This is a genomic window from Nocardia sp. NPDC004860 (assembly GCF_040609015.1).
Lineage (GTDB): Bacteria > Actinomycetota > Actinomycetes > Mycobacteriales > Mycobacteriaceae > Nocardia.
In genome coordinates this window covers 324,711-349,938 of the sequence record NZ_JBEXJI010000002.1, presented here as the reverse complement: position 1 = coordinate 349,938, position 25,228 = coordinate 324,711, and the positions used below count along the sequence as shown (strand labels likewise).

At 70.3% G+C, this 25,228-nt stretch carries 27 protein-coding genes and 1 pseudogene; 12 read left to right on the top strand and 16 right to left on the bottom strand.

Annotated features, from left to right (window positions below):
- Position 1 precedes the first annotated feature (1 nt).
- Positions 2 to 2,209, top strand: coding sequence for a catalase/peroxidase HPI (gene katG / locus ABZV44_RS05570; protein WP_354832370.1), 2,208 nt, complete (start codon positions 2 to 4; stop codon positions 2,207 to 2,209).
- Between the two features lie 73 nt (positions 2,210 to 2,282).
- Here katG and ABZV44_RS05565 read toward each other — a convergent pair whose 3' ends face one another.
- From ABZV44_RS05565 to mmuM, 7 genes are all read right to left on the bottom strand, one after another.
- Complete coding sequence (locus ABZV44_RS05565) at positions 2,283 to 2,804, bottom strand: hypothetical protein (RefSeq protein ID WP_354832368.1); 522 nt, start codon at positions 2,802 to 2,804, stop codon at positions 2,283 to 2,285.
- 31 nt (positions 2,805 to 2,835) lie between these two features.
- Positions 2,836 to 3,054 (bottom strand): ferredoxin, encoded by a 219-nt coding sequence (locus tag ABZV44_RS05560; RefSeq protein WP_354832366.1) that lies wholly within the window; start codon positions 3,052 to 3,054, stop codon positions 2,836 to 2,838.
- Positions 3,051 to 4,283 (bottom strand): NADH-ubiquinone oxidoreductase-F iron-sulfur binding region domain-containing protein, encoded by a 1,233-nt coding sequence (locus tag ABZV44_RS05555; RefSeq protein WP_354832364.1) that lies wholly within the window; start codon positions 4,281 to 4,283, stop codon positions 3,051 to 3,053. Before ABZV44_RS05555 ends, ABZV44_RS05560 begins: the two co-directional genes overlap by 4 nt.
- Positions 4,280 to 4,849 (bottom strand): ferric reductase-like transmembrane domain-containing protein, encoded by a 570-nt coding sequence (locus ABZV44_RS05550; RefSeq protein WP_354832362.1) that lies wholly within the window; start codon positions 4,847 to 4,849, stop codon positions 4,280 to 4,282. The genes ABZV44_RS05555 and ABZV44_RS05550 overlap by 4 nt, the downstream gene beginning before the upstream one ends.
- Positions 4,850 to 4,907: 58 nt before the next feature.
- Entirely contained in the window at positions 4,908 to 6,161 is a 1,254-nt protein-coding gene (locus ABZV44_RS05545) for an FAD:protein FMN transferase (RefSeq protein WP_354832361.1), read from the bottom strand.
- Positions 6,158 to 6,421, bottom strand: coding sequence for a hypothetical protein (locus ABZV44_RS05540; protein ID WP_354832359.1), 264 nt, complete (start codon positions 6,419 to 6,421; stop codon positions 6,158 to 6,160). Before ABZV44_RS05540 ends, ABZV44_RS05545 begins: the two co-directional genes overlap by 4 nt.
- A 240-nt stretch (positions 6,422 to 6,661) precedes the next feature.
- Positions 6,662 to 7,561 (bottom strand): homocysteine S-methyltransferase, encoded by a 900-nt coding sequence (mmuM, locus tag ABZV44_RS05535; RefSeq protein WP_354832357.1) that lies wholly within the window; start codon positions 7,559 to 7,561, stop codon positions 6,662 to 6,664.
- Between the two features lie 37 nt (positions 7,562 to 7,598).
- Between mmuM and ABZV44_RS05530 the strand changes: the two genes are divergently transcribed.
- Complete coding sequence (locus ABZV44_RS05530) at positions 7,599 to 8,450, top strand: alpha/beta hydrolase (RefSeq protein ID WP_354832355.1); 852 nt, start codon at positions 7,599 to 7,601, stop codon at positions 8,448 to 8,450.
- 43 nt (positions 8,451 to 8,493) lie between these two features.
- On the opposite strand, the gene ABZV44_RS05525 is transcribed toward ABZV44_RS05530, so the two are convergent.
- A complete protein-coding gene (locus tag ABZV44_RS05525) occupies positions 8,494 to 9,240 on the bottom strand; it encodes a hypothetical protein (RefSeq protein ID WP_354832353.1) in 747 nt (248 codons plus the stop codon).
- Positions 9,241 to 9,469: 229 nt separating this feature from the next.
- Here ABZV44_RS05525 and ABZV44_RS05520 point away from each other — a divergent pair, with 229 nt between their 5' ends.
- Together ABZV44_RS05520 and ABZV44_RS05515 are read left to right on the top strand one after the other, a co-directional pair.
- Positions 9,470 to 10,180 carry a metal-dependent hydrolase gene (locus ABZV44_RS05520; RefSeq protein WP_354832351.1) on the top strand — a complete coding sequence of 237 codons (711 nt, stop codon included), beginning with the start codon at positions 9,470 to 9,472 and terminating at the stop codon, positions 10,178 to 10,180.
- 85 nt (positions 10,181 to 10,265) lie between these two features.
- Positions 10,266 to 10,760 (top strand): phosphoribosyltransferase, encoded by a 495-nt coding sequence (locus ABZV44_RS05515; RefSeq protein ID WP_354832349.1) that lies wholly within the window; start codon positions 10,266 to 10,268, stop codon positions 10,758 to 10,760.
- 81 nt (positions 10,761 to 10,841) lie between these two features.
- On the opposite strand, the gene ABZV44_RS05510 is transcribed toward ABZV44_RS05515, so the two are convergent.
- The 4 genes from ABZV44_RS05510 to ABZV44_RS05495 all read right to left on the bottom strand — a co-directional run bounded on the left by ABZV44_RS05510 (position 10,842) and on the right by ABZV44_RS05495 (position 13,700).
- Positions 10,842 to 11,342, bottom strand: coding sequence for a peptidylprolyl isomerase (locus tag ABZV44_RS05510; RefSeq protein WP_354832347.1), 501 nt, complete (start codon positions 11,340 to 11,342; stop codon positions 10,842 to 10,844).
- 202 nt (positions 11,343 to 11,544) lie between these two features.
- On the bottom strand, positions 11,545 to 11,931 hold the full coding sequence (locus tag ABZV44_RS05505; protein ID WP_354832345.1) for a VOC family protein: 387 nt from the start codon (positions 11,929 to 11,931) through the stop codon (positions 11,545 to 11,547).
- 61 nt (positions 11,932 to 11,992) lie between these two features.
- On the bottom strand, positions 11,993 to 12,844 hold the full coding sequence (locus tag ABZV44_RS05500; RefSeq protein ID WP_354832343.1) for a fructosamine kinase family protein: 852 nt from the start codon (positions 12,842 to 12,844) through the stop codon (positions 11,993 to 11,995).
- A gap of 64 nt (positions 12,845 to 12,908) precedes the next feature.
- Complete coding sequence (locus ABZV44_RS05495) at positions 12,909 to 13,700, bottom strand: helix-turn-helix transcriptional regulator (RefSeq protein WP_354832342.1); 792 nt, start codon at positions 13,698 to 13,700, stop codon at positions 12,909 to 12,911.
- Positions 13,701 to 13,818: 118 nt separating this feature from the next.
- On the opposite strand from ABZV44_RS05495, the gene ABZV44_RS05490 reads away from it, so the two are divergent.
- The 3 genes from ABZV44_RS05490 to ABZV44_RS05480 all read left to right on the top strand — a co-directional run bounded on the left by ABZV44_RS05490 (position 13,819) and on the right by ABZV44_RS05480 (position 15,976).
- The gene (locus tag ABZV44_RS05490) at positions 13,819 to 14,604 is read left to right on the top strand and encodes a DeoR/GlpR family DNA-binding transcription regulator (RefSeq protein ID WP_354832340.1); all 786 of its coding nucleotides are present in this window, start codon (positions 13,819 to 13,821) and stop codon (positions 14,602 to 14,604) included.
- Positions 14,605 to 14,643: 39 nt separating this feature from the next.
- Positions 14,644 to 15,012 carry a hypothetical protein gene (locus ABZV44_RS05485; RefSeq protein ID WP_354832338.1) on the top strand — a complete coding sequence of 123 codons (369 nt, stop codon included), beginning with the start codon at positions 14,644 to 14,646 and terminating at the stop codon, positions 15,010 to 15,012.
- Between the two features lie 127 nt (positions 15,013 to 15,139).
- On the top strand, positions 15,140 to 15,976 hold the full coding sequence (locus ABZV44_RS05480; protein ID WP_354832336.1) for an SDR family NAD(P)-dependent oxidoreductase: 837 nt from the start codon (positions 15,140 to 15,142) through the stop codon (positions 15,974 to 15,976).
- Positions 15,977 to 16,051: 75 nt separating this feature from the next.
- Here the strand turns inward: ABZV44_RS05480 and ABZV44_RS05475 are convergent.
- Positions 16,052 to 16,234: pseudogene (locus ABZV44_RS05475) on the bottom strand (DapH/DapD/GlmU-related protein); the annotation flags it as partial.
- Positions 16,235 to 16,309: 75 nt separating this feature from the next.
- On the opposite strand from ABZV44_RS05475, the gene ABZV44_RS05470 reads away from it, so the two are divergent.
- Together ABZV44_RS05470 and ABZV44_RS05465 are read left to right on the top strand one after the other, a co-directional pair.
- Entirely contained in the window at positions 16,310 to 17,209 is a 900-nt protein-coding gene (locus ABZV44_RS05470; RefSeq protein ID WP_354832334.1) for a TIGR03619 family F420-dependent LLM class oxidoreductase, read from the top strand.
- A 273-nt stretch (positions 17,210 to 17,482) separates the two neighbouring features.
- Complete coding sequence (locus tag ABZV44_RS05465; protein WP_354832332.1) at positions 17,483 to 18,691, top strand: hypothetical protein; 1,209 nt, start codon at positions 17,483 to 17,485, stop codon at positions 18,689 to 18,691.
- On the opposite strand, the gene ABZV44_RS05460 is transcribed toward ABZV44_RS05465, so the two are convergent.
- From ABZV44_RS05460 to ABZV44_RS05450, 3 genes are all read right to left on the bottom strand, one after another.
- Complete coding sequence (locus ABZV44_RS05460) at positions 18,692 to 20,533, bottom strand: DUF4153 domain-containing protein (RefSeq protein WP_354832330.1); 1,842 nt, start codon at positions 20,531 to 20,533, stop codon at positions 18,692 to 18,694.
- 322 nt (positions 20,534 to 20,855) lie between these two features.
- Complete coding sequence (locus tag ABZV44_RS05455) at positions 20,856 to 21,839, bottom strand: ATP-binding protein (RefSeq protein ID WP_354833116.1); 984 nt, start codon at positions 21,837 to 21,839, stop codon at positions 20,856 to 20,858.
- An 82-nt stretch (positions 21,840 to 21,921) separates the two neighbouring features.
- Positions 21,922 to 22,599, bottom strand: coding sequence for a response regulator transcription factor (locus tag ABZV44_RS05450; protein ID WP_354832328.1), 678 nt, complete (start codon positions 22,597 to 22,599; stop codon positions 21,922 to 21,924).
- Positions 22,600 to 22,718: 119 nt separating this feature from the next.
- Here ABZV44_RS05450 and ABZV44_RS05445 point away from each other — a divergent pair, with 119 nt between their 5' ends.
- From ABZV44_RS05445 to ABZV44_RS05435, 3 genes are all read left to right on the top strand, one after another.
- Positions 22,719 to 23,270, top strand: coding sequence for a hypothetical protein (locus ABZV44_RS05445; protein ID WP_354832326.1), 552 nt, complete (start codon positions 22,719 to 22,721; stop codon positions 23,268 to 23,270).
- 115 nt (positions 23,271 to 23,385) lie between these two features.
- Positions 23,386 to 23,955, top strand: a complete 570-nt coding sequence (locus tag ABZV44_RS05440; RefSeq protein ID WP_354832324.1) for a copper chaperone PCu(A)C — start codon at positions 23,386 to 23,388, stop codon at positions 23,953 to 23,955.
- Complete coding sequence (locus ABZV44_RS05435) at positions 23,948 to 25,189, top strand: Dyp-type peroxidase (protein ID WP_354832322.1); 1,242 nt, start codon at positions 23,948 to 23,950, stop codon at positions 25,187 to 25,189. Before ABZV44_RS05440 ends, ABZV44_RS05435 begins: the two co-directional genes overlap by 8 nt.
- Positions 25,190 to 25,228: the final 39 nt, after the last annotated feature.

Genomic DNA, 25,228 nt, shown 5'->3' with positions numbered 1-25,228 from the left:
CGTGCCTGAAGAACACCCGCCCATCGGTGAAGCCAATACCGAACCCGCCGGTGGCTGCCCCGTCGTACACGGCCGGCTCAACGACCCGGCCGAGGGCGGTAACGCCAACCGTCAGTGGTGGCCCAACCAGCTGAACCTGAGCATCCTGCAGAAGAACCCGGCCGTCGCCAACCCCATGGACGAGGGTTACGACTACGCCGCCGAGTTCAAGACCCTGGACCTGGCCGCGGTCAAGCAGGACATCGTCGAGGTCATGCGCACCTCGCAGGACTGGTGGCCGGCCGATTTCGGCCACTACGGCCCGTTCTTCATCCGCATGTCCTGGCACGCCGCGGGCACCTACCGCATCAACGACGGCCGCGGTGGAGCCGGTGCCGGTATGCAGCGTTTCGCTCCGCTGAACTCGTGGCCCGACAACGCCTCCCTCGACAAGGCGCGGCGTCTGCTGTGGCCGGTGAAGAAGAAGTACGGCAAGAAGCTGTCGTGGGCCGACCTCATCGTCTACGCCGGCAACGTCGCCCTCGAGGACATGGGCTTGAAGACGTTCGGCTTCGGCGGCGGCCGCGTCGACCAGTGGGAGCCCGAGCAGGACGTGTACTGGGGTCCGGAGACCGAGTGGCTCGGCGACGCCCGCTACACCGGCGAGCGTGACCTCGAGAACCCGCTGGCCGCGGTCCAGATGGGTCTGATCTACGTCAATCCCGAAGGCCCCAACGGCAACCCGGATCCGCTGACCGCGGCCGTCGACATCCGCGAGACCTTCCGCCGGATGGCCATGAACGACGTCGAGACCGCGGCGCTCATCGTGGGTGGCCACACCTTCGGTAAGACCCACGGTGCGGGCCCGGCCGACAATGTCGGCCCCGAGCCCGAGGCCGCCCCGCTCGAACAGCAGGGCCTGGGCTGGAAGTCCACCTTCGGTACCGGTGTCGGCAAGGACGCCATCACCTCCGGCATCGAGGTCACCTGGACCCCCACCCCGACCCAGTGGGACAACTCCTTCCTGGAGACCCTCTACGGCTACGAGTGGGAGCTGTCCAAGTCGCCCGCCGGTGCGCACCAGTATGTCGCCAAGAACGCCGAGGCGATCATCCCCGACGCGTTCGACGGGTCCAAGAAGCACCTGCCGACCATGCTGACCACCGACCTGTCGCTGCGGTTCGACCCGGTCTACGAGCAGATCACCCGCCGCTGGCTCGACCACCCCGAAGAGCTGGCCGAGGAGTTCGCCAAGGCCTGGTACAAGCTGATCCACCGCGACATGGGTCCCAAGGTCCGCTACCTGGGCCCCGAGGTGCCGGCCGAGACCCTGCTGTGGCAGGACCCGATCCCGGCCGTCGAGCACGAGCTCATCGACGCCGCCGATGTCGCGGCGCTGAAGGCCAAGATCGCGGAGTCGGGTCTGACCGTGGCGCAGCTGGTGTCGACCGCGTGGGCGGCGGCCTCGTCGTTCCGCGGCTCGGACATGCGCGGCGGCGTCAACGGCGGCCGCATCCGCCTGCAGCCGCAGGCCGGGTGGGAGGTCAACCAGCCCGACGAGCTGGCGCAGGTCATCCGGGTGCTCGAGGGCATCCAGGAGTCCTTCGGCAAGCCGGTCTCCTTCGCCGACCTGGTGGTGCTGGCCGGTAACGTCGGCGTCGAGCATGGCGCCAAGGCCGCCGGCTTCGATGTCGAGGTGCCGTTCCGGGCGGGCCGCGGCGACGCCACCCAGGAACTGACCGACGTGGAGTCCTTCTCCGCGCTCGAGCCGGCCGCCGATGGTTTCCGCAACTACGTCGGCAAGGGCACCCGCATCCCGGCGGAGTACCTGCTGCTCGACAAGGCCAACCTGCTGACCCTGTCGGCGCCGGAGATGACCGTGCTCATCGGTGGTCTGCGTGTGCTGGGTGCGAACTACCAGGGTTCGCAGCTGGGCGTGTTCACCGACAAGCCGGGTGCGCTCACCACGGACTTCTTCGTGAACCTGCTCGACATGTCCACCAAGTGGGGCCCGTCGTCCGCCGACGACGGCACCTACGAGGGCAAGGACCGCGCCACCGGCAAGACCGTGTGGACCGGTTCGCGCGTCGACCTGGTGTTCGGCTCCAACTCGCAGCTGCGGGCCCTGGCCGAGGTGTACGCCGAGGACGACTCCAAGCAGAAGTTCGTCAACGACTTCGTGGCCGCCTGGACCAAGGTCATGGAGCTGGACCGCTTCGACCTGGCGTGACGACAACCGTCTGAACCAGTAGGACGATGCCCCCGAACCGACCCGGTTCGGGGGCATCGTGCGTGTGGGGATGCTAGCCGGCGGACGCCTCGGTGCGGACGCGGCCGACGAAGCGGCGGGCGATGTCGGTGCCGTCGTGGTTGTAGGCGTTCATCAGGTCGGTCAGTTCCTCGACCAGCGCGCGCAGCGCCGGAGTGTCGAAGCCGTCGGGGCCGGTGGCCCACCCGGGCGGGAGGTTGCCGACCGTGATGAGAATGCCTGCGTCGTAAGGGGTTTCGACGGTATACGTGAGCTGGTCGGGGGCGTCGCGCAGGGCGCCGCGGGTGGCGAGGTCGCTCTCGCCGTCGGGCAGGGTGAGGATGCGGGCCAGGGCGATGTCCTCGCCGATCATGTCGGCGATACGGGACAGGCTCGCGTGCCGTCCGGGACGATCGTGGCGCGCGCCGTAGGTGCGGTCTCCGATCCGGTGCGCTCCCCCGCCGGTCTTGCCCAGCAACCGGTCCAGCATGCGTCGCGCGGCCGCCCGCTCCGCCTGCCCGGTGCGCGGATGCTCGATGAGACTGCGCAGCCGCTGAATTCGGCCCATCGTCGCCATGCTTGCCCCTTCCGACGCTGTCGACCCCCGATCATGCCAGCGGCAGCAACCGTAGAGCGAGGCGCGGGCACAGCCGCACCGCATCCCGTGCGGCGGGCAGATCCGCGTGCTCCAGCACCGGGTCGCGGTGATCGCGGGTCAGCGGGAATCCCCAGTCGTCGCGGGCGAAGATGCCGGGCAGCAGTTCACTGCACACACCCCGGCCATCGCAGCGGGTCCAATCGATGTGCAGGCGAAGCGGTTCACTCATCGCAGTGCTCCTGTCCGGGCCGGCGCAGCCGCTACACAGTGGCCGTGCCGATGCCGAGCCACCTCGTCGGCGAACACCTCCAGCGCGGACCGCACCAGTCGCGCGGTCCCGTCGGGGTGGTGGCAGGCTCCCCTGCCCTCGACCAGCCGGGCCACCCGGGCAATCTCGGCGGGATCGCCGACGCCGTCGACCAGCTGCCCGAATCGGGTTGCGAGGGTGGGCAACCCATGGCGGCACGGACCGCACTGCCCGGCACTCTGTGCGGCGAGATAGGCGGTGATCTCGGCGGTGACACGCAACCCGCACTCACCGTGCGGCAGCACCCGCACCACCCCGGCGCCCGGGGCTGCACGCAGATGCCGTAAACCCTGCGCCGACAACGCGGCTCCGGGCAGGGCCGACCCGGAGATCCAGGTGCCATGCCGGCCGCCGACCAGCACCGCGCGCACCCGGACCGGGTCGGTGCCGCCCAGACCGGCGACCACCTCCGGCAACTCGGCACCGGCCGCAACCTCGAAAACACCGGCGATTCTGGTGCCCGACAAGCTGATCAGCATCGTGCCCGGCTCATCCCCGGCACCGACCGAACGGAACCACGACGGGCCGTGCCGGGCGATCAACGCCAGCTGGGCCAGCGTCTCGACATTGTGGACCAGCGTCGGGCGACCACCCACACCCGAGCGGGACGTGGAGACCACCTGATCGGCCGGGAGTGCCGCGCGTCCGGACAGACGATTCACGACCGCCGACTTCTCCCCCGCCAGGAAAGTCTCAGCGGCAGCGGTCAGTTCGATCGCCGGTTCGCGGTACCCCGCCATCCGCCGTTCCACCAGTGCCCGGCGCAGCGGTTCCAGCACCGCCTCCGAGGCATAGACCCGGCAGTCCCGGCTCCCGACCGCAGCCGCCGCCGCGACCAGGCCGTCCAGCACCAGATGCGGTGCGCGAGTGAGCAATACGGCATCCTTGCGGCTGTCGGGCTCCCCCTCGGCACCATTGGCGACCACGATCGGGCGACGCCCACCGGCCACCGCAGCCAGCTTGCGCGCCACCGGAAACCCCGCGCCGCCGCGCCCGCGCAGCCCCGAGGCCGCCACCGCATCGATCAATTCCCGTGTGACAGCGGGCAACCGGCCATGCGTGGCCTCGTGAGCGGCCAGGTCAGCCGTCGGCGCGGCCAGCAGCCGGCGCACCGCCACCGCGCGGCGACCCCCAGATTCGACGCCGGTCATCGGGCCACCTGCCCCGCCGCCACACCGATCTCGGTGAATCCCCGGCTGATCCGCCAGCCCACCGCGGCCACCACCGCGACCGCACAGACCAACAGCACTGCCACCAGCCACGGCCGGAACGCGTCGGTCCCGGCCCCGAGCGCATGGATCACCGTCACCGGCCACAGCACGTACGTCGCCCAGTGCACGGCACGAAACGCATTCGGGCCGATCCGATGCCGCAGCAGACCCGACACCGTCACCGCGGCGAGCAGATCCACCGCCACCGTCCCGAACCCGACCCACACCGGCCGATACACCCCGCCGAACGGCACCGCCACATCCACCAGCCGCAACTGCGCCCACGGATCGGCCAGCAGACTCGCCACATGCACGGCCACCAACCCGACCGCGGTCAACGCCGCACCCCGGTGAAACACCGCCATCCCGGCCCGCGGCAACACGACGACCCGCCCCGACCGTGCGACAATCCCGGCCACCACCGCCACCGTCAGCACCACCAGCGCCGTGACACCGGTCCCCCGCCCGAACGCCCACAACGCCGCGTCGAACCCCGCCTGCCCCATCAGCATTCACCGCCCCGGGACGCCCGCGCCGACCAGTTCACGATTCGGTTCCGTCGGTTCATGATTCGGTTCCGTTCTCCCGAGTTCCGGGCTCGTCGTCACCGGACGCGGCCTGCGGCCACCCGCGCAAGGTGATGACCTCACCGTCGCGACTCACCAGCCGCGCCGGAAAACCCTTGCCACGCAAACCCGTCAGCGCGTCACGGCCACGAATGACAGCCGCCGTCGCGGCGGTATTGGCAGCCAGGCAGGACCCGGCAGCGACCGATACCGTCCGCCACACCGGATCCGCGGCGAGGCCGGTGCGCGGGTCGACGATGTGGTGCACCAGACTGCCGCCCCGCCACCAGCGGCGGCGCAGCGTGCTCGAGGTGGCCAGTGCCGCGCCTGCGGGAAGGGCTATGCGGGAACGAGGTTCACCGGGGCGATCCTCGACCAGCACCTGCCAGCCGCCTGCCGGGCCGGGGCCCGCGGTGGCGATGTCACCGCCCAGGCTCACCAGCACACCACAGCCGAGCCGATCGGCGACCACCTGCGCGCAATGGTCGGCGGCAAGCGCCTTCGCCGTCGCGCCCAGATCGAGCAGCACCCCCGCGGGCACACTCAGCAGATCGCCATCCAACCTGACATGCGTCCAGTCCGGGCGCACCGTGAGCGCCACGGGTACCCGCAGCCCAGCAGGCCCTCGGCCACGCCCGCCGACGTCGGCCTCACCGCGGCGATCGACTCCGGCCTCACCGTTGGTGACGCGCTCCGCAGATGTCGCCTCCCATGCCACACCGCCTTCCTCATGGTGACCTTCCAGCGGCGCGATTGCCGGCGCGGAAGGACGCCGGGTCTGGCTACCCCGTATGGAGCGACCCACTTCGTGGCTGGTGCCCGCGTCCGCGAGGTCACGGATCCCGGTGCGCGAGTCGGGCTTCCGAGCTGCCGCATCCGGACGGTCCTCGGCCGCCCGGGCGGCCGAGCCCGGCAGCAGCAACGTGAAGTCACGGTCATAGCCCAGGGCAATGAGCGAGGCACCGATCGTGGGGTCGAGATCACCGTCGGTGTCGCGGGCCGCCCCGAGGGCGGCATGCAGATGTCCGGCGAGCAGTGCACTGATACGCACCGGTTGCCCGGCGCTCCGCGCCAGGCGGCTGATCTCGGAGTCCGGGCGGAACCGGCTGCAGGCGGCGTCGACCTCGGCGAGGTGGGCGCGGATCAGGGTGCGCGCCGGGCGCAGCGCCGCCGGGTCGGTGACGACCACGCGCGCGGTGGTGCTCCATACCGGCCATTCGGCCGAGGCCGTGCGGTCGGGGGCGGCGATCATGAGCCGCTCGATCGGGCGTGGACGCGACCGGTACCCGAGCGCAGCGCCGGGGTGGGGTCGGCGGTGACGTTCGCCGGGGTGCCGTCGGAGGCCGCGGTGGCGTCGGGAGTGGCGGATTGGGTTACGCTGCCGCCGCTCTGGAGACTGCCGTGCTTGTCGACGTAGGCCAGCGCGGTCGCGGTGAGCGTGCCCGCCGCGGTCACCGCGAGCAGGGTCGCGGTCGCGGTACGCCCGGCCCGCAGGCTCGGATGTGACGGCATGCTGATTCCTGTTCGCTCGGATCACCGGGGCGCTCCCGGTATGGGCTCGAACCTCAGCATGCGAACCGGCACTGTGAGGGCGCTGTGAAGCAGGGTCCTGGATGCTGCGAATACGCCGGGAGCCTGGCACTGCCCCGTCCTGGCCGCTTTTGTGTTTGTTCCTTAAATCTGAACAATGTTCGAACATGCACATGTCTGCATGCGAACATTCATCATTGGGCAGACCCGGGTGTCTGCCGCCTAGCCTGCGGCGACGACCGCGGCCAGCCGCTCGATATCGGCGGGCAGCACCCGGCAGCATCCACCGACGATGGCCGCACCCAGCCCCGCCCACTCCTCCGCCAGGCCGGCCGGGAACCGCGCCTCCCCCGTCCAGCACCGTTGCCCGGCGTCCCACTTCTCCCCGCTGTTCGGGTAGACGATCACCGGTTTCCCCGTCACCTCCCGGGCCAGGGTGATCGCCGCCGCGACATCGTCCGGCGCACAGCAGTTCACCCCTACGGCCACGATCTTCGGAACCGCGGCGGCGATCGCGAACGCGTCCCGCAGCGGCTGCCCGGCCCGGGTCAGGGTGCCGTCGATGGTGTAGCTGAGCCAGGCGGGCACGCCACTGCCATCGAGCAGTCCGGCCAGCGCCTCCGCCTCGTCGATATCCGGAATCGTCTCCAGCGCAAGCACATCCGCCCCGGAATCGGCGAGCACTTCCAGCCGCGGCAGGTGCCAGCGCTTCAGCTCGGCCAGGGAAAGCCCGTAGCGGCCGCGGTATTCGGAACCGTCGGCCAGGGCCGCACCGTAGGGGCCGATCGAGGCGGCGATCCAGCGCTCACGGCCGTCGTCGATCTCGTCTCGCGCCGTACGCGCGAGCGCGACACTGCGCCGCAGCAATCGGGCGGTCTGTTCTCGATCGATGCCGCGCGCCGCGAATCCCTCGAACGAGGCCTGGTAGCTCGCGGTGGTCGCGATGACCGCGCCCGCCCGGAAGAACGCGGTGTGCACGGCTCGGATCTCGTCGGGCGCGTCGACGAGCAGACGCGCCGACCACAGCGCGTCGGACAGATCGTGTCCGCGCGCTTCGAGTGCGGTCGCCACTCCTCCGTCGGCGACGGTCACCTCGCCCACCGGGATTCCGAACTCGGCCATCGGCCTCCAAACTGCAACCTGTTCTACTGTGGGTGGCGTGGATGTCACCTATGAGAGCACCCGACGCGAAATCGCCACCGACAAAGGCGTCCTGCGCTACCACGAGGCCGGCGACGGTCCTCCTCTGATTCTGCTGCACGGCTCCGGAATCGGCGTCAACGGCTGGCGCAACTTCCGCGGCAACCTCGGCTTCTACGCCGACCATTTCCACTGCTACGTCCTGGAATTCCCGGGCTTCGGCGTCAGCGATCCGGTCCCCGGGCACCCGGTCCTCACCGCCGTCGACTCCGTCGTCCGGTTCATGGATGCGTTGCACATCGACTCCGCCGCCATGATCGGCAACTCCATGGGCGGCGTCGTCGCGGTGAATGTCGCCGTGCACCATCCGCAGCGGGTCGAGAAGATCGTCGCCATCGGCGGTGTCGGCCACAGCCTGCTCGCCGCCAACCCCAGCGAGGGCACCCGGCTGCTGTCGGAATTCGCCGACCAACCCAGTCGCGAGGGCCTGGAGCGCTGGCTGCGCTGCATGATCTACGACCCCAAGATGATCACCGACAGCCTCGTCGAGGAACGCTGGACCGCGGCCACCGAACCCGCCGCGCAGGCCAGTCTCAGGGCCATGTACGGGTCCGAAGCGCTTGCGCTGCAACAACAGTTCCTGGAGAACTCCCCCACCCCGCCCTACTGGTCCATGCTCCACAAGATCAAGAGCCCGGTGCTCATGACCTGGGGCGCCGACGACCGCCAATGCCCCACCGATATGGCGCTCATCCCGCTGCGGCAGATCCCCAACGCCGAACTGCACGTGTTCCCCAAGTGCGGGCACTGGGTCATGTACGAGGCCAAGGAGGCCTTCGAACGCGTCACCCTCGAATTCCTGCACCGCTGAAGCGGATTCCCGGGTGGGCTCACCGGCCCACCCGGGCGGCGGGTCAGCGGTCGCCGAACACGGCCAGCTGGCAGGCGTTCAGCAGCGTCACCAGCTCCTCGCCCTCCTTGTCGTCGAGGACCGCGAACGCGGGTGCTATCAGATCCTCGGTGATCGACTCCGCCTGCATCCAGCGGCCCTTCAGCTCCGCGGTGATCTCGTCGAACGGCTCCGGCCAGCCGAAATTGCGGGCCTGATCCGGACCCGGCTTCAGCGGGGAGCCCGCGATCAGCACCGCCTGCAACGGGGTCAGGCCACTACCCAGCACGCCGATCAGGTGCAGGCCGCCACGCAATTCCCGCAGCACATGGATCAGCTGCAGCACCAGGCCCGGCCCGTCCTCGGCCTGCGGCAGCGCACGCCAGCCCGCGAACAGCGGCGTGCCCACCGGATCCGCGGCCGCCACCACCCGCTGGAGCAGCTCGGCCAGGCGCCCGGAGTCCTCGAAGGAGGCCAGCTTCCGGCGGCCGAAGTCCTGGCACGCCGTCAGATATCCCTGCGCTGCTGCCGCGGCCGGCATCGAGGCCGTGGCCTCCCACGCCTCCCGGATCGCCTCGGGACGGAAGAAGCCGAAGGCCGCGGTCACCACATCGGCATCCACATCACCCAGGACGCCGGCGCGACCGCGGGTGTAGCCGGGCATGAAGCCGGGGACACCGGTGCTGTCGGCGAAGGCTCGGGCTTCCCGGGAGAACATGAATCCCCCACCGATCGTCTGGATCTGATCCTTCACCGCGGACGCTACCGACATGTCCGTTCCTCTCTGAGCGGAAAGCGCAATCGATCCGAGACTATTTCAGGCCGCCGACCGGCCGCACACGGGTCACCCGAATGTGACCGGGAGAGAGCACTTCCAACACCAAACCGACTGTCCTGAAACATATTTGCCTCGCGGCACCGGAATCCACTGCCCAGCAAGGTCCCTCACCGCACCACGCAGCCGGAAAGACCTGTCGGTTACATCCGCTAACCTTCAAGCGGTGCTAGGACATTCACATGCGACCAGCGGCGCGCTCGCCTGGTCGGCGGCGGCCGCGGCGCTACCGTTCACCGTCTTGACCTATCCCGCAGTGCAATCCGGGGCCATCGGCTCCGTCGATCTGGTGATGGGCACCTTCCTCACCGCGGGCGCCGCGCTGCTGCCAGACGCCGATCACCCCTCCGGCACCATTTCCCATGTGCTGGGGCCGATCTCGCACTACGCGTGCAAGTTCATCTCGTGGATCTCCGGCGGGCACCGCCACGGCACCCACTCCTTCGCCTTCGTCGCCGCCGTCACCTACGGCACCTGGGCCGGCGAACACCTGCTCGGCCGCTACTTCACGCTCTCGCTGGTGTTCTTCCTGCTCGCCCTGGCCATCAAGGCGCTCGGTCTCGCACCCACCGGCGACGGACTCAAATCCTGGGGCACCGTCGTCATTCTCGCCGTCTGCGGCACCTTCGCCATCGACCACTGGATCAGCGACAAACCCACATGGCTGCCCTTCTCCGTCGGACTCGGCGCCCTCGCCCACCTCGTCGGCGACTGCCTCACCGACCGCGGCTGCCGGCTGCTGTGGCCGCTGAAGATCCGCACGCGCATCCCGATCATCGACCGCACCGGCAACAAGATCGAGACCATGGTGCTGGTGCCCCTCTTCGCCCTCGGCACCCTCGCCCTGCTCTGGTACACCCTCACCCACCATCCGTGAGCCGAACGGCGCCGGACCGGGCAACGACCGGCAACCCGGCTCGTATGATCCGAAGACCACCGCAGCGGGCAGAACGGAGTCGGGAATGAGCGATCGCGAGGAACTGAGCTGGGAACTGTTCGGGGACGCCAGCCGCGAACTATCCCAGGCCATCGCCGACGACGGCTTCGAACCCGACCTCATCCTGTCGATCGCCCGCGGCGGGCTCTTCGTCGCCGGCGCCCTCGGCTACGCCCTCGACGTCAAGAACCTCCACGTCATGAACGTGGAGTTCTACACCGGCGTCGACCAGCGCCTCGACATGCCGGTCATGCTGCCGCCCGTCCCCAGTGCCGTCGACCTCACCGGCGCGACCGTCCTGGTCGCCGACGACGTCGCCGACACCGGCAAAACCCTGAAACTCGTGCGCGACTTCTGCTCCCACCACGTCGCCGAGGTGCGCTGCGCGGTCATCTACCAGAAGCCGCATTCCGAGGTCGACTGCGAATACGTGTGGAAACGCACCGACAAGTGGATCAACTTCCCCTGGTCCGTGCTCCCGCCCGTCGTCGAACGCAAGGCGCGCGTCCTCGACGCCTGACCCGAAAACCACTACGCGGCAACGACAACGGCCCGGAACCATTCGGTTCCGGGCCGTTTGTTCAGTTGCCGCAGGGACTGATCAGACCAGTTCGGCGGACAGGATGGTGATCGGCTCGACCGGCACATCCTGGTGGCCGGCCTTGTTGCCGGTGCGCACACCCTCGATGGCGTCCACGACGGCGGTGCCGTCGACGACCTTGCCGAACACGGCGTAGCCGAAGCCGTCCTGGCCCGGGTAGTTCAGGAAGGCGTTGTTGCTGGTGTTGATGAAGAACTGCGCGCTGGCCGAGTGCGGGGCCGAGGTGCGCGCCATGGCGACGGTGTACTTGTCGTTCTTGAGGCCGTTGGCAGCCTCGTTCTCGACAGTCTGCTTGGCAGCCTTCTGCTGCATGTCGGCGGTCAGACCGCCGCCCTGGATCATGAAGTTCGGGATCACCCGGTGGAAGACGGTGTCCGCGTAGTGGCCCGCCTTGACGTAGTCGACGAAGTTGGCGACGGTCTTGGGTGCCTTGGCCTCGTCCAGTTCCAGGGTGATGTCCCCGGCGGAGGTCTTCAGGAGCACTTTGGTCATGCGGACCATCGTATGGGAGCCCCCAACCCAGCGACCGAGCGGCATCGAATAGCCTCTCCCCTCTTCGAGGTTGGGTGGTGATGGGTGCGGTCGGGCGGGTTTGCGCAGTGGTGAGTGCCGGAGTCTGCTCGAAACAGAGCAACATGCGTAGATGCGCATATTTCCATTTCTTGATGTTCAGTTTAGAAAGCCTCCGACGGAGGCCCTGACCTCAGGCTTCGTACAGCTCCAGCGGCAGGCCGTCCGGATCAGCGAAGAATACGAACCGCTTCCCCGTGTACTCATCAACCCGCACCTCTTCCACCGCCACTCCCCTACCCCGCAACTCGGTGACCGCCTCCCCCACATCCGCTACCAGGAACGCCAGATGCCGCAACCCAGCAGCCTCGGGTCTCGACGGTCGCGCCGGCGGCTCCGGAAACGAGAACAACTCCACCTGCCCACCATCGGGCAATGCGAGATCCAGCTTGTACGAACACCTTTCGGCCCGATAGTTCTCCGCAATCACCCGCAACCCGAGAATCTCGGTATAAAACGCCTTCGATCTCTCATAGTCCGACGCAATGATCGCGACATGATGAATCCGCTGCAGCTTCACTCCCCCGACGCTAGCCCACGGCCAATGCCACCGAGCAGAGGTTGCAGCAGCGATCGCGGACCTAGCCCGCCAGGGCGGAGGCGGCTGCGGCGAGGAGCATGCCCCGGTAGGAGCCGCCGAAGAGGATTACGTGGACGAGGAGGGGGTGGAGTTGGTGGAGGGGGATGCGTTGGCGCCAGCCCGAACTCAGGGGGGTGGATTCTTGGTAGGCGGCGAGGATGCGGTCGAGGTGGGGGGCGCCGAAGAGGGTGAGCATGGCGAGGTCGGTTTCGCGGTGGCCGCCGTGGGCGGCGGGGTCGATGAGGAGGGCGTGGCCGGTGGACCAGAGGATGTTGCCGGACCAGAGGTCGCCGTGGATGCGGGCGGGGGGTTCGGGTGGGCCGGCGAGGTGGTCGATGCGGTCGATGACGCGGTCGAGGAGGCGGGTGCCGTCGCGGCCGAGTTCGGAGGCGGCCGCGGAAACGTAAGGGGCCAGGCGGTATTCGGAGTACCAGGGGCCCCAGTCGCCGGTGCTGGGGGTGTTGTCCAGCGGGAGGGTGGCGATGTAGCCGTCCCAGGGGGCGCCGTAGGCGGGTGGAGTGGCGGTATGGAGGGTGGCGAGGTCGTGGCCGAGGTGTTCGGCGGCGGTGGGGGTGGCGGGTTCGGGTGGCTGCCAGGGCAGGACGAGCATGTGGGGGTCGGCGGCGACGACGGGTGGGACGAGAGTGGGGTGGCCGGTGGCCAGCCAGCGGAGGCCGGCGGCTTCGGCGGTGAGGACGGCGGAGGCGGTGCCGTTCTGGACGGCTTTGACGAAGAGGGTGCGGCCGTCGGCGGTGTGGGCGCGGTGGAGGGTCCAGGCGTGACTGTGGCCGAGGTGGTCGACGCGGGTGATGGGTGTGCCGGTGAGGTGGGCGAGGTGCGCGGGCACGTCCATGGCATCTCATTGTGAGGTATGGACCGGCCCGCGCGGACCGACTAGTCGGATCGGGTTGCGGGGGTCAGGTTCCCGCGACGGTGAGGCGATCGCGGAGGTGGCCGGCGGTGGCGGCGTCGGCGGGGAGGAAGGCTTCGATGGCGAGTTCGGCGACGGTGACGTTCATGGGGGTGCCGAAAACCGTGGTGACGCTGAGAAAGGCGAGTTCGTGGCCGTCGAGGCGCACACGCAGTGGGACCACGGCCTGGTCCGGTTCGGGCAGGCCGGGTGATTCCGCGCCGCCGGGGTAGGCGCGCAATTCGTCGAGCAGCGCGGTGAGTTCGGGTGATCCGGTCACTTCGATCTGGCGTTGCAGGCGTTCGAAGAGGTGGCCGCGCCATTCGGCGAGGTTGATGATGCGGGCGGCGAAGCCGTCGGGGTGCAGGGTCAGGCGCAGGGCGTTGACGGGCGGCGCGAGCAGGGCGGGGTCGATGCCGTCGAGGAACAGTCCGATGCCGGCGTTGGCGTCGACCATGGTCCAGTTCGCGTCGATGGCGAGGGCGGGGTGGGGTTCGAGGCCGGTGAGGATGCGGCGGAGGGCGTCGCGGACGGATTGCATGGCGGGGGTGTCGAGTTCGGGTTCGGCGTAGACGGGTGCGTATCCGGCGGCCAGGAGCATGCGGTTGCGCTCCCGCAGGGGGATGTCGAGTTCGTCGGACAGGTGCAGCAGCATCTGGCGGCTGGGGGTGGCGCGACCGGTTTCGATGAAGCTGAGGTGGCGGGTGGAGGTTTCGGCGCGGCCGGCGAGTTCGAGCTGGCTGAGCCGCCGGGTGGTGCGCCAGTGCCGCAGGAGGTCGCCTGCCGTGTGAGTCGCCATGTGCCGATCGTACGAATGATCAACCACCGCAGGCCATTACCTGGGAGGTAAGCGCCCGGCCTCGGGCAATACGAAACCAGCTCTGTTCATTCGAATACATCTCTGTTAGAAATGTCGGGTGGATGCCGGTGAACGGTTGGATGTGACGCTGCGCCTGGTGCAGGGCGCGGAGCGGGCCGCGGTGGCGGAATTGGCGCAGCGCCTGGGTGTTTCGGAGATGACCGTGCGCCGCGACCTGGACGCGCTCGAGCAGCGCGGCCTGGTGCGGCGGGTGCACGGCGGGGCGGTGGCGACCCGGGCGCGGACCGAGGCGGGCGGGTTCGCCGATCGCGCGGGCTGGTCGGCCGCGACCAAGGATCGGCTGGGCGCGGCCGTCGCGGCCCTCATCGCACCCGGGTCGCGCGTCCTGCTGGACGCCGGGACGACAACCGTGCATGTGGCCCGGGCGCTGGCCGAGCGCGGTCCGTTGACGGTGACCGCGCTGAGCCTGCAGACGGCGGTGTGCCTGGCCGACCGTCCCGGGATCGAGTTGCTGGTGGCGGGCGGCCGGTCCCGGCCGGGTGAGCAATCCCTGGTCGGGCCGTTGGCTTTGCGGGCGGTGGAGTCGCTCGCGTTCGACGTGTTCGTGATGTCGATCGGCGGGGTGCACGCCGAGTACGGCTGGTCGGAGTTCTGTCTCGACGATGCCGCGGTCAAGCAGGCCGGGATCGCGCAGTCGGCGCGGGTGCTGGCGGTGGCGGATGCGACCAAGCTCGGGGTGCGGGCCTTCAGCCAGGTGGCCGGGCTGGGCGCGGTCCAGGAGTTCGTCACCGACCGCTCCGCGTCCGACCCGGCGATCCATCCGGCCGGTCCGCAGACCCTCGACGCCCTGCGTGAGGCGGGCGTCGTCCTCCATACGGCGTGAACCGAATTGGCGTATGAACCGATGATCGAAGGAGCTACCGTGTCGAATTCTCAGATGATCCTGGTCGCGGGCCCGTACCGCTCGGGGACCGGTGACGATCCGGTCAAGCTGGCAGCCAATGTGCGGGCCATGAACGAGACGGCCCTGACCCTCTTCCGCGCCGGGCATCTCGCGGTCACGGGTGAGGCGCTGGCGCTGCCGCTGCTCGAGACCGCCGGCAGCACGCGCCCGGGCGACCCGCTCTACGACGAGATCTTCCATCCCATCGCCGAGCAGCTACTGTCCCGTTGTGACGCGGTGTTGCGCATCGGCGGTCCGTCCGAGGGCGCCGATCGGATGGTGGCGCAGGCGCGCGCGGAGGGCAAGCGAATCTATCTGAGCCTGAGCGAGATTCCCGCGGCCGTCTGACCGGCCCCGGCCCGCGGCGGACCGGGCTCGAGGCGCGGGAACGGCGAAGTCGGACAGCGGTTCGGCGCCGGATACGCGGTCCGGCGTACCGCGACAGTGCGCCCGGGGTGTGGCAGGCTGGCCGGGCATGAAGACCATGCTGATCACGGGGGCCACGTCGGGGATCGGATTGGCGGCGGCGGGGCAGCTCGCGGCGGCCGGTCACCGTGTCATCCTGGTCGGCCGCAATCCCGGAAAGCTCAGTGCCGCAGTCGAATCGGTGCGATCTACCGCCGCCGCGCCGGTCGATGCGTTCGAATGCGACCTCTCCTCCCTCGCCGAGGTGCGGCAGCTCGCCGCAACCGTCGCCGCTCGATACGACCGGCTCGACGTGCTGGCCAACAATGCGGGCGCATTCCACATGTCGCGCACCGAAACCGGGGACGGTCTGGAAGCCACCTTCGCGGTGAACCATCTCGCCGGATTCCTGCTCACCGAACTGCTGCTGGATCTGCTGCGCCACAGTGCCCCGGCACGGATCCTGTTCACCTCGTCGGTCATGCACTACGGCAATGCCCTCGACTTCGAGGACCTGCAACTGCGGCACGGCTACAGCGGCGCCACCGCCTACGGCCGCGCCAAGCTCGCCAACATTCTGTACACGCGCGACCTGGCCCGGCGGCTGGACGGAACCCGGGTGACCGCCAACACCTTCCATCCGGGGGTCGTCGCCACCGGCATCTGGGATGCCGCGCCCTGGTTCGCCCGGCCCGCGCTGGCGCTCGGCAAACGCCTGTTCATGACCGACGCCGGCACGGCCGCGAGGGCCCTCACCTACCTGGCGACCGACCCCGACGTCTCCTGCGTGTCCGGCTGCTACTTCGCGCGCAACCGTGTCAAGGCGCCCTCCCCCGCCGCCCAGGACGACGCGGCCGCCACCCGCCTGCACCGGTTGTGCGCTGACCTGGCGGGCCTGCCCGGATAAGGTCACGCCGAACCAGCTTCGCATCGGTGAGCGAAGTCGCACCAGATCCGATTCCATGCCCGTTGCCGATATCGGTCACAGCGGCCGGATCACCCGCGCGGGATTGCCTGCGGCGAACACCTTTTCGGGCAGCTCACGGGTCACGACGCTGCCCGCCCCGACCACCGTGTTCGCACCGATGCTCACTCCCGGGCAGACGATGACCCCGCCGCCGAGCCACACATTGTCGCCGATGGTGATGGGCGCGGCCGTCTCCCATGTGCTCTCCCACCCCGTTCATCCTGTCCGCGATCCCGTGGCCCGGCGTGATCGCGTTCTGGTATCACCGGAAGGGTGAAAATCGGCTTTGCTCTTCCTCAGCATGGTTCACAGGCCCGTGAGGGCGCGCGGGTGGCGCATTATGCGACCGTGCTGGAGCAGGCGGGGGCCGACAGTCTCTGGGTGGGTGAGCGGCTCATCGCGGCCACCGATCCGAAGGTCGGCTACGCGGGCAAGGACACCATTCCCGGCGAGTTCAACTCGGTGCTCGACCCGCTGGTGCTGCTCGGGATCGCGGCCGCGGTGACCGAGCGGGTCGCCCTCGGCGCGAATGTGCTGATCGCGCCGCTGCATCGGCCCGCGCAGCTGGCCCGCGCGCTCACCACGGTCGACGTGGTCAGCAACGGCCGGCTGATTCCCGGCTTCGGCATCGGGTGGTCGCCGGAGGAGTACGAGGCCGCCGAGGTCCCCTTCACCCATCGCGGCGCCCGGCTCGACGAGACCCTCGATGCGCTGGAAGCGATCTGGACCACCGACCCGGCCGGATATCGCGGCCGCTACGTGTCGGTGCCCGAGCATCGCAGTGAGCTCAAGCCGGTGCAGCGGCCGCGGCCGCCGATCTATCTGGGCGCGTTCAGCCCGGCCGGTCTGGCCCGCATCGGCCGACGCGCCGACGGCTGGCTGCCCGTGGTGCCGGTGCCGGGCCCGCCCACCTGGGTTCAGCAGCTGTTGAAGCTGCGCGGCGTCATCGACGAGGCCGCGCTCGCCGCGGGCCGCGATCCGAAGGACATCGGCACCGTGCTGCGGGTGAACGTCGCCGCGGGCACCGACCTCGAACGGGTCGCCGCCACCATCGAGAAGGTCGCCGCCGATACCGGATTCGACGACTTCTTCATCGACCTGCTCTATGTCACCGACTCCCTCGACGGCATGCTCGACGCCGCACTGCAGCTGCTGGGCCGGCTGCGCGGCTGAACCGGCCCGCTACCCACCCGCGCCGCCCTCCATCAGCGGCGCGCCGCCCTCCGCTCAGCATTGCCGGATACCCCGGTCCCCTACCAGCTCATCGGCGATATCGCTGTCCACAGGCCGCCCGGCGCGCAGGGGATTCGAGCAGGGTGGGCGAATCCCGAGCCGGGTGGGCAAATCGGGCACTCACCGGGCATACTCGATCCCGTTGTGCCGCAGGGCCGCCGGGTGACCGCCCGGAACAAGGCCCCGGTGATGTGCTGAAGGGAGTCCGGGCCGGTGGGGTTGCGGAATCCGGTCGTGCTGGCCGGAGTCGTCGGAGTCGGAGTACCGGTCCTGGCGGCGGGGGTGGTCGCGGCGCTCACCATCAAAACCGGTGAGAGCGGCCCGGACTCGGCGGCGACCGACACGACGACGGCCCCCGCGACCGCGGCCCCGACCACCGGGCCTGCCCTGACGCCGACCGCCGTCGAGGCCGCGGCGCCGGATCCGGCCGGCTTCCAACCCGATTCGATCACCTTCATCTCCGCCGACGAAGGCTGGGTGCTGGGCCGGACCTATCCGTGCGCGAGCGAGCCCTGCCTGGCGTTGCAGCACACCACCGACGGCGGGCAGACCTGGCAGCAGGCCCCGCTCCCGGCCCCGCTGCGCGATTCCGGGTCCAAGGGCCACTGGCTGAGGTTCGCCGACGCCCGCAATGGCTGGATCCGGGCCGGCGACAAGCTGTTCGCCACCCACGACGGCGGAAAGACCTGGCGCGAGATCGATCTCGACATCGATCCGGTCGTCGACGCCTGGTCGTTCACGATCTCCGACGACAGCGTGTACATCGCCACCGTGCAGCCCGGTGAACGGACCGTGCTGTTCACCAGCCCTCTCACCCGTGATGCGTGGACCGGTCCCACCGAGATCCCGGTACCCGGCAGCGGCGGCCCGGACCCCTCGGCCGCTGTCACCGTGCTCGGCAGCCGGGCCTGGATGGTCGTCACCAACCGGGGTGCGGAGGGTGCCCGATCGGTCGACGGCACGTGGACACCGTGGAAACTGCCCTGTGGCGGCAATGGTCCCGCCGCCTGGCACCCGTTCTCCGAAAAGCGGCTCGTCGCCCTGTGTGGCCGATCCGGCCCGTACTCCGACGGCGGCACCACCACCACGCTCATGACCTCCACCGACGGCGGTGCCACCTTCACCGAGACCGGGCAGCTGTCGCCGACGCTGTCCGCAGCTGCCGCGCTCATCCCCGCCGACTCCACCCATCTGGTCGCCGCTCTCGACGACCATCTGCTCACCTCGGCCGACGGCGGCGCAACGTGGACGACCACCTACCGCGCACCCGCCCAGGGCTGGCGCGAGAGCTCGGGCCATTTCGTCACCGAGACAACCGGTTTCGTGATCATGACGCAGACCGGATCCAAGCACCTGGCCACCACGATGCTCGCCACCCAGGACGCGGGCCGCACCTGGACCCCGGTCAGCTTCGGCTCCTGATCACCGGTGGGCGGTGGCGCGGGCGTAGTTCCAGCCCTGCCACGAATCACCGGACAGGCGTGCGCGAATGACGTCCGCAATGGCCGCACGCTCGGCGTCGGGCAGCCGGTCGGCCACCGGCAGCACATCCGGCGACAGAGTGCTCAGATACCCGGTGTCGAGGGACTTGCCCGCCTGCCAGCGCTCCACATTGCGTTGGGCGATGAACCGTTCCGGGTTCGCCACCGCCAGTGCCAGCACGGTCGCGAGCGCGGCGCCGACCGCCGCGCGCGGCACCCAGCCGCGCCGCAACCGCACCAGGCTCGCCAGCAGCAGCAGGTAGACCAGCGCGATCCAGGCTTCGAACACCTCCACGAGCAGCCGCATCACCGTGAACCCGTACGCCTGCTGATAGGTCCACATGCGATGCAGCGCGGACGCCACGAGCACCAGCGACAACCCGATCACCACCGTGACCGCGCCCCGCAACCAGCGCCGCTCGATCACCGTGTTCTGCAGCGCATGCCGCAGCACCATCCCGATCACCGCGAGGGTCAGCATGCTCACGATCGACAGCTGCCAGAACCCGGAGCGCGCGTACTCGGCATACGTCAGCCCGGCCGTGCGCTGCACATACCCGTCGCCGCCGAACAGCACCACCACCTGTGTGCCCACGAACGCCGCGAACACGATCGTCAACGCGCCCACCGGAATTCCCCACTCGATCGGCGAGAACCTGCGCACCCCCAGCCAACCCACCGGATCCAGCCCCCGGCCCGGGCCCGCATCGTCGGCCACGGGCGGCGGCCCCGCCAGCAGATACAGCGCCCCGGCCGTCCCCAACCCGACCACCACGAACACCAAACCCCATCGCAGCGCCGCAGGCACGTCGATGCGCGGCATCAGCCCGTCCACCAGCCCCGCGAACACCGCATCCGCGCCCGCCAGCAACGGCACCACCATCACCAGCAGCGCGGCGGCCACCGCCACCGACCACCACACCCGCTGCGAACCCTTCCCGAAGCGCCCACGCGCCCCCGTCATCGCCCGATACAGCCACGGCGGCGAATTCAGTCCCGCGAACGCCACCGCCGGCAGGTCGAACCACAGCCCGTACACCGACCGCCGCACCACCGCCAACGACCCGGCCAGCGCTGCCCCGAGCACACAGAGCACGAAAAGCCAAGGGGCAGCGCGGAACACACCGACACCCAGCAGCGTCAGCGCCACCCCCGCCCACCAGATCCGATCCCACGACACCCCGCCCGTACGCCCCGATCCACCGGGACGCAGCCGGCCCGCACCGCCGGTCCCGGCACCGTCCTCGGGCCCACCGGGGCCGCCGACGGAAGGAGCAACCGAGCCGACATCAACGGGACGGCGGGTGGCGGTGCTGGACGTGGGAGGCGCGGCCGGTGCGGAAGAAGGCTGCGCAGCGGGCACAGTCCCAGAAGCAGCGGCGACCGCTGCATCCGCGTCACGCGCCGCCGAGACAACGCCGTGCTCGCTCGGAACCGTCCGCCGGGCCGACCGGTCGACCGCGTACACCGCGCCCGTGATCACCAGGCCCGCGAGCAGCCATCCGACACCGGGACGGTCGACGGGCACCAGGATCGCCCCGGCACATCCCGCCGCGACGGTAGCGGGCAGCAACCCGCTCGGCACGGCCACCCGCGCCGAGCGGGGCGGAATCAGCTGGGGTGGAACATAATTCGTGGCGTCGAGGCGTACTGTCGACGAACCGGCCGGTTGTGCGGGCACGGGCCACTGCAGGCCGGGAACGGCCGGGACCGCCGGCAGTGCGGGGGCGGACCACCGCCCGGGGGGCGCGATCAGGGGGGTCGCCCCCGCAGAGCTCGCCATGTCGGGAGTCGCCACAGCAGGGCTCGCCACGCCGGTTGTCCACGGTTCGGGCACTCCCGGCTCTGGTTGCGGCGCTCCAGGCCTTGCCCATTCGGAGGCTCTCGGGCCGGTCGTTGCCTGCCCGGGTTGGAGTTCTTCGGGTTCGCGCGGTCCCGAACCAGGTGCCGGTTCACTCGCTGTGAGTTCAGGTGCCGCGGGCGCGGGCGACTGGTCGTCGGGAGAGGGTGCGGCGGAAGGGTTTTCGGGCATGGCAAGGCCTCCGATGGGTGTGCGGGAGCGACCCGGGAGCGCCGGGGCGCTGCGGGTTGCGGACGGGGTGAGGTCAGGAAGCGGGGAGGGTGATGCGGATACAGGAGCCCGGGTCGGCGACGGCGATGGTGCCGCCGTGCAGGTCGACGATCCAGCGGGCGATGGCCAGGCCGAGGCCGGTGCCGCCACCGGTGGCGCGGCCGCCGCGGGTGAAGCGTTCGAAGACGCGGGCACGGTCGGCGATCGGGATGCCGGGGCCGTCGTCGGCGACATCGATGACGGTGCCGGCGCGGTCGGCGTGGGCGTGGATGCGGACCTCACCGCTGGCGGGTCCGTGGCGGGTGGCGTTGTCGAGCAGGTTGAGCAGAACCTGGTGCAGGCGGGCACGATCGGCGTGCACGGTGAGATCGGGAGCGGCGGCGATGGTGAAGCGGACGGGCCGGTCGACCGCGGCCGCCATCACCTCCGCTTCGGCCACGACCTCTTTCAGCAGCGGCTCCACGGCGACGGTTTCGCGGTCCAGCGCCACCGCACCGGCCTCGACGCTCGACAGCGCCAGCAGCTCCGACACCAGCAGGCTCAGCCGCTCGGTCTGGGCGAGCGCGGTGCGCAGGGTCGCCGGATCTGGTTCGGCCACACCGTCGACCAGGTTCTCCAGCACCGCCCCCAGCGCCGTGATGGGGGTGCGCAGTTCGTGCGAGACATTGGCGATGAACTCGCGCCGCTGCTGGTCGGCGGCGGCCAGATCGGCGGCCATCTGATTGAACGCCGCCGCCAGCTCACCCACCTCGTCCCGGGAGGTGGCGCGTACCCGCCGCGAATAGTCCCCCTGCGCCATGCGTTTGGCGGCGGCGGTCATCTCCCGCAGCGGCAGGGTCATGCCGTGGGCGAGCACCTGCGAGAAGAGCAGCGCGAGCAGTGTGGCCGCGATGGTGGTGCGCGGCGGCAGCCATCCGATGCGTGAGGCGAAGAACCCGAACGCGACCGCCCCGGATCCGACCATGAGAATGGCCAGCTTCAGTTTGATCGACCGCACCCGGTCCAACGGCCGCGGCATCCACCCCGCCGCCCGATTCCCGGCCGCCCGCAACCACTCTCGCACGCTCACCGCCGCCCCTCCGCTGCGCGCCCGCCGCCGTTCATCGAGCCTCCAGCGCGTACCCCACGCCGTGCACGGTGCGGATCAGGTCCGCGCCGAGCTTGCGCCGCAACGCCTTGACGTGACTGTCGACGGCGCGGGTGCCCGAGGCGTCGGCCCAGCCCCACACCTCGCTGAGTAGCCGTTCCCGGGCCAGCACGGTGCGCGGCCGGCGGGCCAGGTGCACCAGCAGCTCGAATTCCAGTGGGGTGAGCTGGGTTTCGGCGTCGCCGCGCCACACCCGCCGCTGATCGGTGTCGATGCGCAGATCACCGACCACGATGGCGGCGACCGGGGCGGCGGTGCGGTCCACGCGGCGCAGCAGGGCGTGCACGCGGGCGGTGAGCACGCGCATCGAGAACGGTTTCGTCAGATAGTCGTCCGCGCCGACCCCGAGCCCGACGAGCATGTCGGTTTCGTCGGTGCGGGCGGTCAGCATGAGCACCGGCACCGGCCGGCGGGCCTGGATGCGGCGGCAGACCTCGAGCCCGTCGAAACCGGGCAGCATCACGTCCAGCACCACCAGATCCGGGTCCCCGGCCGCGTCGGCGGCCACGGCCGCGGGCCCGTCGTGCGCGATGTCGACCGCGTACCCCTCGGCGCGCAGGCGGGCGGCGACGGATTCCGCGATGGTCGGCTCGTCCTCGACGACGAGGATCCGGCGCGCACTGGTTTCCATGCAGGTGACATTAGGCAACCGCCGTGGAGATGGTTCGCATCGATTGTGAAGATCCTGTGGAGACGCCGGTCATACCACCTGGAAGCATCGTCTGCGACACGACGTCGTAGCATGGCCGGGTGCGCTCACCGACGGATCACACCGCGCGCCTGCGCGGCGCTGCCGTCGGCGCATCCTCCGGCGCGGTAGCGATTCTCGCGCACGGACTCGGCGGCGGCGCGACCCTGCTCGACGGTTCCGCGCTCGCCCTGCTGTTCGCCGCGTGCACGCTGATCGGGGTCGTGGTGGCGACCCTGCGCCCCCGCTACGGGATCGCCGGAACCATGGCCATGCTGGCGGTGGGTCAGTCCATCGGCCATGCGGCACTGTCGATGTCGCCGGGCCACCACCAGCACAGCTCCTCGCCGTCGATGCTGCTGGCCCACCTGGTCGCAATTCCGGTGGGCGCGCTCGCGATTCGCGCCGCCGAGGCCGGTATACGCCGGGCCATCACCAGCGTGCGGCGGTTCATCCTCGCGCTGGGTTCGATCCTGCGGCCGCCCGCGCCGCGCCTGCGCCCGTGCCGCGCCGACGATCGCGCCGAGGCGCGTCGCCTGCTCGTCAGTCCGGGGATCGGGCGTCGTGGCCCACCCCGGGCCGGCGCACCGTTCGCACACCTCGCTCCGGCATAGATCCGCGACGCCTCCTCCCCGCGCAGTGGCCGAATCAGGCCTGCGCCGAACGGGTGTCGCCGTGCACCGGTCCGGGGTGACCTCCCTTCCCCCTGACACACGGAGTCCATTTCCCATGTCCCAGATGCCCTCCTGCCACAGCTTCCGCCTGCGCACCGGCGGATTCGCGCGCCGCGTCGGCGCGGCCGCCGCCGTCGCGACACTGGCGCTGCTGCCCGTGGCCTGCTCCTCCTCGCAGACCGCCTCGGACGCCACCGGCAAGGCCGCCGACCGGATCACCATGACCGATCAGTGGATCAAGGCCGCCGACAGCGGCATGTCCGCCGCCTTCGGCACCCTCTCCAACACCTCCGACCAGCCGATCAACCTGGTCGCGGCCACCAGCCCGGCCTCGGCCACCGTGGAGATCCACGAGATCGCCCCCGACGCGGCCGGAGAGAAGGTCATGCGGCCCAAGGCCGGTGGCATCGTCATCCCCGCCCACGGCAGCGCGACCCTGAAGCCCGGCGGCGACCACCTCATGTTCATGGGGTTGAAGGCCCCGCTGCGCACCGGCGCGGACACCCCCATCACGCTCACCTTCTCCGACGGGTCCAGCACCACCGTCACCGCGCAGGTGCGGGACTTCGCGGGTGGCAAGGAGAACTACCAGCCCTCCGGCGACAACGCCGCCCACGGTGGCTGACCGGCCGCAACCGCACCCCCGCCTGTCCCGGCGGCGACTGCTCGGCGGCGGCGCCGCCGCGGGGGCCGCCGCGGTGACAATCGCCGGCTCCGCCGGCGTCGGCTGGGGCGCGGCCACACTCACCCACCGCGACCACGATCGCGATCCCGGACTGGACACGGTCGCCTTCCACGGCCCGCATCAGGCGGGCATCGCGACGGATCCGCCGCTGCACGCGGCCTTCGTCGCCTTCGACCTGGTGGCGGGCGCACAGCGCGAGGACATCGTCGGGCTGTTGAAGATCTGGACCGACGACGCCTCGCGCCTGACCCAGGGCAGACCGGCACTCGCCGACACCGAACCGGAACTGGCCGCCCGGCCCGCCCGGCTCACCGTCACCACCGGATTCGGGCCGCGGTTGTTCACCGTCGCCGGACTCGAGGACCAGCGGCCGCACTGGCTGAAACCGTTGCCGCCCTTCACCATCGACAAGCTCGATGCCGCCTGGTGCGGCGGTGATCTGCTGCTGCAGATCTGCGCCGACGAGGCCACCACGGTCTCGCACGCGGTACGGGTGCTGTCCAAGCATGTGAAATCGCTGGTCACGGTGAAATGGGTGCAGCGCGGGTTCCGCAATGCCGCCCGCGGCCGGACCATGCGCAATCTCATGGGCTCGGTGGACGGCACGGTCAACATCGCGCCCGGCACAACCGATTTCGATCGCCTCGTGTGGGACGACGGATCGGTGCGGCCGTGGCTGGCCGGGGGCACCTCGATGGTGTTGCGGCGCATCGCCATGAACCTCGAGACCTGGGACGAACTCGACGCCGACGGGCGTGCCATCACCGTCGGCCGCACCGTCGAGCACGGGGCGCCGCTGTCGGGCACCCGGGAATTCGACGAACCCGACTTCGCGGCCGTGGACCAGTACGGCATCCCGAAGATCCCGCCGTCCTCCCACATCGCCCGCGCCCACCACGCCCACGACGGGGAGCGGTTTTTGCGCCGCGGCTACAACTACGACGACGCGCCCGCCCCCGGGCACGTCTCCAACTCGGGCCTGCTGTTCGCGTCCTTCCAGCGCGACATCGACGCCCAGTACCTGCCGGTACAGCAGCGACTGGCCGACTTCGACGCCCTCAACCAATGGACCACACCGGTCGGCTCGGCGGTCTTCGCCGTCCCGCCCGGCGTGCCCGGCCCGGGCGGCTACCTCGGACAGCAGCTGTTCGACCACGCCGACGCCCAACGATGATCCGGACCGGTCGGACCGCACACGGGGCGGTCCGACCGG